An 8,276-nucleotide genomic window follows, 5' to 3' on the forward strand; every position below is an offset into this window, starting at 1 on the left:
GTCTTACGTTTGTCGTTTTAACGGCGCGAAACGTTACCTTCTCTTTCGCTTTTTTGTTTCCTTTTACAGCTAGGTTTGGTTAAAACTAAAGCAACCGCTTCTTTAACGTTTCTTTTAAAAAGCAACGTTTCATTGTCAGAAACCTAAAAAACGAAGACCTTTTGAATGAACCATTACGTTTAAAATTTCTCGATATCCTAAAAAATAAGCCTATGAAATGCTGCTCTAGCAACAACTGTAAACCATCCGTTGCCGTTGCAAATTAGCTTGTGCTTTCTTTAACTAGCCAAACCTTGTATACTTAAACTATCAAAAGTACAAGGAGTGGTATTTGTGAAAAAATTATTTTTTGTGCCGTTTATTTTTATTTGTTTCTTCTTTGCTCTCCCAGCTGCCGCCCAAACAGTGGAAGAACCTGAACTCGTTTACGACTTAGCATCAGATAGTCCCTATGAGCAGCTGATCACCGTAGATGAAGAAGGCAACGAGTTGATTTTGACCATTGAAAAATTGCCGTCATTCCGGGCAAATCTGGCAGCAGGAACGTATCGCGTGTCAAAAACATCCACCGGTAATTGGACCGCTAGTTACAATGTCACGGTCAATAGCCGCAATCAATTTACAGGCACTTCGAATTTAAGTTTAGTTGCTCACAGAGGAAGTATCACTTCTAGTTCATTAACTCACACGTCCACTAAAGCCACCTGTACGTTTAAGCAAAAAGCAGGTATAATCACTACCAATGGGAGTGTCGTAACCACGATCTCAAATGGGAAGCTAGTTGTTAAATAGCAGATAGGAGCATACATTGGCTTTAGCAGAACAATTAAAAAGCTGTCGCGAGTCTTCCGGATTGTCGCAAACAGCAGTCGCAGAAAAATTACAGATTTCACGCCAGTCGATTTCAAAATGGGAAAACGGGCGCGGCTATCCAGATATTGAGAATTTGATTTTGTTGAGCGATCTCTATCAAGTCTCGATTGATGAGCTCTTGCGGGAAAACGAAGCGTTAAAAGAGCGGATCGAAACCAATAATCAAGAGATCAACGACAAAAAAGAAAAATTGTCGTTACTCCAAAGAACGATGGCAACGGAAAAAGATGAAAGTCTGCTCTTGCTACTGTTAGCTGGAATCGGCTCATTTCTCTTTCCATTAGGTTTGATTTTAGATGGCTTTGTCTTATGGCGTAACAAAAAGGCCAATAATTTTTATGTATTGATCTATATCGTCTGTGCCTTCTCGATTTTCTTGAATTTGTACGATGGCTATGTCCATCTCAGCAACATCATGAACTGGGGAACCACTACGATTGAAAAAGTTGAATAATTCAATTGCTAACACAAAAAGCCCGCTGCGAGTTACTCTCGTAGCGGGCTTTTGACACTCTATTTACCATTTATAAATTGGTTTTTCAAAGAATATTAACCGTCTTTAGTTAACCTTTGCAATCTTCCCTTGTTCGATATACACCATCAAAATACTAATATCAGCTGGGTTTACTCCGCTGATACGGCTCGCTTGGGCGATGGTTTCGGGTTGGATTTTTTGCAGTTTTTGTTTGGCTTCTGTTGCCAAGCCATTGATAGCGGCATAGTCGATGTTTTCAGGAATGCGTTTGGCTTCCATCCGTTTGAGTTTCTCCACTTTTTCGAGGGCTTTTTTGATATAGCCTTCGTATTTGATTTGGATCTCGACTTGTTCGATCTCTTTTGGTTTCAATGCTTCATTGGCTTCAATAAATTGCAGCATTTCCGCATACGTCACTTCAGGCCGGCGCAAGAATTCATTTGCTAAAACGCCATCTTTCAAGGTGGCCGTCCCTTTGGCAGTCAAATATGCTTGTACTTCTGGCGTTGGTTTGATGCGGATTTTAGACAAGCGTTTGATTTCTGCTTCAACAGCTTCTTTTTTCGCTACATATGCTTCGTATTGCGCTTCTGGGACGAGCCCAATTTGATGTCCCACTTCGGTCAAACGCAGATCGGCATTATCATGACGCAGCAATAAGCGGTATTCGGCACGAGAGGTCAATAAACGGTATGGTTCATTGGTTCCTTTGGTCACCAAATCATCGATCATCACACCAATATAACCGTCGCTGCGTTTCATAATGAAAGGTTCTTTGCCTTGAATTTTCAAAGCGGCATTGATGCCGGCAATCAAGCCTTGACCGGCCGCTTCTTCATAGCCGCTGGTTCCGTTGGTTTGTCCTGCCGTAAAGAGGTTTTCGATGACTTTGGTTTCTAATGTTGGACGCAATTGATGAGGTACCACGACATCATATTCAATGGCGTAGCCCGTCCGCATCATTTCCGCTTTTTCTAAACCTGCGATGGAATGCAGCATTTGGACTTGGACGTCTTCTGGCATAGAAGTAGAAAGCCCTTGAACATACACTTCTTCGGTGTTCAATCCTTCTGGCTCCAAGAATAGTTGGTGACGAGATTTGTCTGCAAAACGCACGATTTTGTCTTCGATGGATGGACAATAACGGGCACCTACCCCTTCGACGATCCCTGTAAACATCGGCGCCCGATGTAAATTCTGGTTGATGATTTGGTGCGTCCCTTCGTTCGTATAGGTCAACCAGCAAGGTTCTTGGTTTTGATTGTAGGCTTCATCGGGTGTGCTGTAACTAAAGTGATTCGGTTGTTCATCGCCAGGCTGGATCTCCGTTACCTCATAGTTGATGGTGCTGGATTTGACCCGCGGTGGTGTACCGGTTTTAAAACGAGCGATCTCTAGACCAAGCTCTTTCAAATGATCGGCTAATCCAATCGATGGCTGGGAGTTGTTTGGACCAGAAGAATACTTCAACTCTCCAATGATGATCTCCCCTCGCAACGCTGTTCCTGCAGTGATCACTACAGCTTGGGCTTGGTAACGAGCGCCTGTAGATGTCACGACGCCACGGCACTCGCCTTCTTCAACGATCAGCTTTTCAACGATCCCTTGGCGCAGTGTTAGATTGGCTTCTTTTTCGATCGTTCGTTTCATTTCAGCCGCATAGGCATGTTTATCGGCTTGCGCCCGCAAAGCCCGCACTGCGGGACCTTTTCCTGTATTGAGCATCCGCATTTGGATGTAGGTTTTATCGATATTTTTGCCCATTTCTCCGCCTAAAGCATCGATTTCGCGCACCACGACGCCTTTTGCTGGTCCGCCGACGGAGGGATTACAAGGCATGAATGCGACCATGTCTAAGTTGATGGTCAGTAAAAGGGTTTTTGCCCCCATTCGGCTGGCTGCTAAGGCAGCTTCTGATCCGGCATGGCCGGCACCAACAACGATCACGTCATAACTTTCTGCTTGATATTCTTGCATGGTGTTCTCCTTTTTACGCCAGTGGCGCATTCTTTATTTTCCTAAACAAAACTGACTAAATAATTGGGTGATCAACTCATCTTGGACACTGTCGCCGACAACTTCTCCTAGATAGTCCCAGCAGCGTGTCATATCGATTTGAACCAAGTCGACAGGCATTCCTGCTTCGATCCCTTGGATGACCTCAGACAACGACTGAACGGCATTTTCTAATAAGGCAATGTGGCGGGTGTTAGAAAGATAGGAAGCATCCTTGTCGGTGGTTTTCCCCCCAAAGAATAGATCGGCAATGGCTTGTTCCAGTTGGTCTAAGCCTTCGTTGGTCAACACAGAGACAGAAAAAATCGGTTCATCTGCTGCGTACTGCGCTAGCTCAGCAGGTGCTAATTTTGGCTCAAGGTCGGTCTTATTCAATAAGATGATCCGACGGCTGCCAGCAGTCAGCTCCAGCAATTGTTTGTCTTCCTGGGTCAATCCTTCGCTTTGGTTGAGAACCAGCAAAATCAACTCCGCTTCTGCCAATGCTTTGCGGCTGCGTTCGACTCCGATTTTCTCAACGACATCTTCTGTTTCGCGGATACCAGCCGTATCGATCAGTTTCAACGGTACCCCGCGAACATTGACATACTCTTCAATGACATCTCGAGTCGTACCAGCAATGTCTGTCACGATGGCTTTTTCTTCCCTTAATAAATGGTTCAATAAGCTGGATTTACCGACATTCGGCCGACCGATGATCGCAGTACTCAAACCTTCTCGCAAAATTTTTCCTTGTTGGGCAGTCGCTAATAAGGCTTGGATCTGCCCTTTGACCATCGTGGCTTTTTCTAGCAATAAGCGGGTCGTCAATTCTTCCACATCATCGTATTCAGGGTAATCGATATTCACTTCAACTTGCGCCAGCGTCTCTAAGATCTCTTGGCGTAAAGTCCGAATCAAGTGGGAAAGATTGCCATCCAGCTGATTGACAGCGAGATTCATCGCCTTATCGGTCTTGGCACGAATCAGGTCCATCACCGCCTCGGCTTGAGAAAGGTCAACCCGTCCGTTTAAAAAGGCCCGCTTGGTGAATTCTCCCGGCTCAGCCAACCGTGCTCCTTGTCGTAAAACCAGCTGCAAGAGTTGATTGACGACAACGATCCCGCCGTGGCAGTTGATCTCGACGACATCTTCTCGGGTAAAGGTCCGCGGCTTTTTCATCACTGATAGCATCACTTCATCCATCAAACGGTTTTCTTCTGGGTCCACGATATGACCATAATGGATCGTATGACTAGGGACTTGGGCGAGGGTTTTAGTGCCTGCTTGAAAAATCCGATCCGCAATTGCGATCGCTTCTTCCCCGCTTAATCGCACAATACTGATGGCCCCTTCGCCTGGCGGGGTGGAAATCGCGGCAATCGTATCAAATTCTTGCGTAATATTCGCCATGTTGCATGCTCCTCCTATTTTTTCACATAAAAAAAGTGCCCACTCCACCCGTCAAATTGATTGAAAATCAATAAAAACGAGTAGACTTAGCACTTTGACTGCTTGTCAATTAAATTCTGGAAATAGATTAGCACATTTTTGCGTGAGTCGCAAGCTTCCTTCAAAAACTTTTAAATTTTGCATCTGTCCGCAAAAACCTTTAAAATAAAAGCAAAGAATAAGAAAAGAGGGATCTATTATGGAAACCATCAAATCATCAAACAGCGCTGCTCGCATTAAAGAAATCATTTTATCGACAGGAAACGTGAATCGGCCTTACGTCGTGCGGGATATCGTCTTTGCGGCAGACAAAATCGAAGTAGATCTATTTGATACATCTGTGAATTTGAACGACCTGTTGGCAGATGTGACCTATCGCTTAAAAGAAACCGCCCACAGCTACGGAGCGAATGCAGTGATCAACTGTCATTTCGAACATGACCGCATCGTCGAAGGCGACAAAACCTTCCTTGAGATCTTTGCCTATGGTACAGTGGTTCAATTTACTCAATCAACCATCGGCGGCTAATTGCCTCTATCATCAAAGAAAAATACAAAAAAGAGTCCGCGGCATACGGACTCTTTTTTGATACCAAAGGCTGACCTACGTAACGTATGTTGACTTTGATAAGAATGATTTCTAGTCAAGGATACTTGGTTTTAAATTTGTTGTCAATCGCTTTTTCCCATCAAAAAAGGGAAAGGCTTGTCAGACCGCCTTTCCCTTTTTTCATTAAATTCGTTTGTCCGCAGGTTCCACTACTAAGTAGCGATACGGTTCATCCCCTTCAGAATGAGTTTGAACATACGCATCTTTACTCAAAACTGAATGGATCTGCTTTCTTTCAAACGCCGGCATCGGTTCTAAAAAGACTGGGCGGCCTGTTCGTTTGACTTTTTCAGCAGTACGGCTAGCCAAACGTTCTAAGATCGCTTGACGTTTTTCACGGTAATCTCCGACATTCACTACGATCGACAATTTGTTTTTCGCGATGCGGTGAATATACACTTGCGCCAAATATTGCAGTGCATTCAAGGTTTTGCCGTGCTTCCCAATCAAAATGCCTTGTTTTTGCGTTTCTAAATGAAAGACGATCACGCCGTCTTGACGAGCGGTTTTTACTAAGGCGGGTGCATTCAATGCTTTTGAAATATTTGTCAGATAGAGTCCCAGCTGAGCCAGCGCTTCCTCATCTGAAAGATCCGTCAGCAAAACAGGTTCGCTCGCTGCTGCTTCCATCACACTGCTTGCATCCTCTGTCGTCACAGGATCTGGTTCTACCAACGGTTTTGCTGGTACTTCTTCAACGGGTGCCGGTTCTTCAACGATTCGTTTTTCAATGGAGACCCGTGCTTGTTTTTTTCCTAGACCCAAGAAGCCTTTTTTTCCTTCATCCAGGACTTCGATTACTGCTTGATCTTTGGTGATACCAAGGACTTGCAATCCCTCTTGAATTGCTTCATCTACTGTCAGATTTTCATAAATCGGCATTGCAGTGCAACCTCCTCTTATTTTTTCCGTTTCTTTTTAGGACTCATTGCTTTTTTCAGCGCACGTTCACGCTCGCGTTCTTTGCGGGCAGCTTCTTCTCTTTCTTGGCGAATCTTGAATGGGTTATTTAAGATCATTGTTTGCACAACTTGGAATGCATTAGAAACAACCCAGTACAAGGAAAGACCGCTGGCAATGTTGATCCCCATTAGTAAGATCATCATCGGCATAGCGAAATTCATGATTTTCAGACTCGCATTTGATTCCACTTGGCTCATACTTGATAAGTAGGTACTTGCAAAAGTAAAGAGCGCCGCTAAAATCGGCAAGATGAAGTATGGGTCACGATCACCCAGCTGCAGCCATAAGAATTTTCCTTCTTGCAAAGCAGGAACCCGTGAGATCGATTGCCACAAGGCCATCAAAATCGGCATTTGTACCAATAATGGTAGACAGCCGGCATAGGGATTGACATTGTTTTCCGCATACAAACGTTGTGTTTCTTCTTTTAACTTACTTTGTGTTTCTGTATCTTTTGACGCATATTGCTGCTGCAGCGCTTTTAGCTTCGGTTGTAATTCTTGCGTTTTGCGCATGCTTTTGGTTTGGAAGTGCATCAACGGCATCAAAATGACCCGGATGATCAATGTAAAGAGAATGATCCCGATCCCGGCATTGCCGAAGGAGAGGGCTTTGATCGCCTCTGCAAAATAATAAACGATGTAACGGTCCCATAGACCAGTACTTTGTGCATTTACTTCACCTGTTGCACCGCAGGCAGATAAGACAACTACTAATGAGAGAACTCCCAAAAATAGTAAGACGCGTTTCCCTTTTTTCACGTAACTAATTCCTTTCCATTAATGAATAATTTTGGCAAGCTTTAAGACATGCTCTAAATTCGAGTAGATTTCCTTTGAGGAACAAGTGGCGATACTTGGACGGGCGATCACGATGAAATCGACCGCTGGTTCGATTCGCGGCTTCATTTCCGTTAAACTTGCACGGATCTTGCGCTTGATCTCATTTCGCTTCACTGCATTACCGACTTTTTTCCCTACAGATAAACCAACTCGAAAATGTGATTGCTCTTTAGGTAAGACATACACCACGAACTTCCGATTTGCAAAAGAATTTCCTGCCTGAAAAACTTTTTGAAAATCTTGCTCTGTTTTTACTCGATAGGATTTTCTCATCTTCGGTTCCTTCACTTCTTTCAATTAAGCTTCGCGAAACGGATTGAATCCGTAACCACTCACCTGTCAATAATACCATATTTGCCAAAAGTCAGACACTATATTCCGCAAAAACGGCATAAAAAAAAACCACTGGCATTCAGTGGCTTACGCAGAAATAACCTTTCTGCCTTTACGACGACGGCTAGCTAAAACACGACGTCCATTTTTTGTACTCATACGTTTACGGAATCCGTGAACTTTTTGACGTTTACGTTTATTTGGTTGATACGTTCTTTTCATTTATTTCCACCTCCATCAGGTTAATGCTTATGCGCACAGACATACTTTGATAGTATAACGAGTCAAGTACTAGTTTGTCAATAAGAAGTTTGCTCAAAATCGGGCATTCTTTATCCACAATCCCTTTGATTTGTGTGGGTTTGCTGTTTATAGCCAATTTTTGTGGATAACTTTTTCCCCAGAGTTATTTTGGCTTTTTCCACAAACCAACAGCCTGTAGAAAAGTTTTCCACAATCACTTTTTTAGCTGTTGATAACTACCCCGAAACCTAGTATTATCAAGGCATGATCTTCACATCTATCTGTGGATAAAGGAGATTTTATTATAGTTATTCACATTCTTTTTCTACCTGTGGATAGTCGAATTTCGAACATGTGCATTTCCATTTTTCTTTTATCCCGTTTTGTGGAAAAGTATTTTTTTCTAACCTTTTTTATCGTAATCTGTGGAAAACTTTTTCAATCCGTGCTATTTTAGTTATATCTATTCTTAGTTATAGGAGGACAATTT

9 protein-coding genes are annotated in these 8,276 nt (G+C 43.4%); 3 read left to right on the top strand and 6 right to left on the bottom strand.

The annotated features are described in order from the left end of the window. Positions 1-324: 324 nt before the first annotated feature. On the top strand, positions 325-792 hold the full coding sequence (locus IGI69_RS16655) for a DUF5626 family protein (RefSeq protein ID WP_005232933.1): 468 nt from the start codon (positions 325-327) through the stop codon (positions 790-792). A gap of 16 nt (positions 793-808) precedes the next feature. Beyond that, positions 809-1,327, top strand: a complete 519-nt coding sequence (locus IGI69_RS16660) for a helix-turn-helix domain-containing protein (RefSeq protein WP_005232932.1) — start codon at positions 809-811, stop codon at positions 1,325-1,327. 105 nt (positions 1,328-1,432) lie between these two features. Here the strand turns inward: IGI69_RS16660 and mnmG are convergent, their stop codons facing one another. Next, complete coding sequence (mnmG, locus tag IGI69_RS16665; protein WP_008376950.1) at positions 1,433-3,325, bottom strand: tRNA uridine-5-carboxymethylaminomethyl(34) synthesis enzyme MnmG; 1,893 nt, start codon at positions 3,323-3,325, stop codon at positions 1,433-1,435. 33 nt (positions 3,326-3,358) lie between these two features. Next, positions 3,359-4,756, bottom strand: a complete 1,398-nt coding sequence (gene mnmE / locus IGI69_RS16670; protein WP_034859087.1) for a tRNA uridine-5-carboxymethylaminomethyl(34) synthesis GTPase MnmE — start codon at positions 4,754-4,756, stop codon at positions 3,359-3,361. 238 nt (positions 4,757-4,994) lie between these two features. Here mnmE and IGI69_RS16675 point away from each other — a divergent pair, with 238 nt between their 5' ends. Then, the gene (locus tag IGI69_RS16675) at positions 4,995-5,324 is read left to right on the top strand and encodes a heavy metal-binding domain-containing protein (protein WP_016608917.1); all 330 of its coding nucleotides are present in this window, start codon (positions 4,995-4,997) and stop codon (positions 5,322-5,324) included. 204 nt (positions 5,325-5,528) lie between these two features. Here IGI69_RS16675 and jag read toward each other — a convergent pair whose 3' ends face one another. From jag to rpmH, 4 genes are all read right to left on the bottom strand, one after another. Then, entirely contained in the window at positions 5,529-6,287 is a 759-nt protein-coding gene (jag, locus tag IGI69_RS16680) for an RNA-binding cell elongation regulator Jag/EloR (protein WP_081116711.1), read from the bottom strand. 17 nt (positions 6,288-6,304) lie between these two features. Then, positions 6,305-7,129: a YidC/Oxa1 family membrane protein insertase gene (locus tag IGI69_RS16685; protein ID WP_010748469.1), complete on the bottom strand. Its 825-nt coding sequence runs from the start codon at positions 7,127-7,129 to the stop codon at positions 6,305-6,307. An 18-nt stretch (positions 7,130-7,147) separates the two neighbouring features. Next, positions 7,148-7,483: a ribonuclease P protein component gene (gene rnpA, locus IGI69_RS16690; RefSeq protein ID WP_015510644.1), complete on the bottom strand. Its 336-nt coding sequence runs from the start codon at positions 7,481-7,483 to the stop codon at positions 7,148-7,150. Between the two features lie 147 nt (positions 7,484-7,630). Then, entirely contained in the window at positions 7,631-7,765 is a 135-nt protein-coding gene (gene rpmH, locus IGI69_RS16695; RefSeq protein ID WP_002356012.1) for a 50S ribosomal protein L34, read from the bottom strand. Positions 7,766-8,276 lie beyond the last annotated feature (511 nt).

This window comes from Enterococcus sp. DIV1083b (assembly GCF_051713705.1).
GTDB classification, from domain to species: domain Bacteria; phylum Bacillota; class Bacilli; order Lactobacillales; family Enterococcaceae; genus Enterococcus_D; species Enterococcus_D casseliflavus.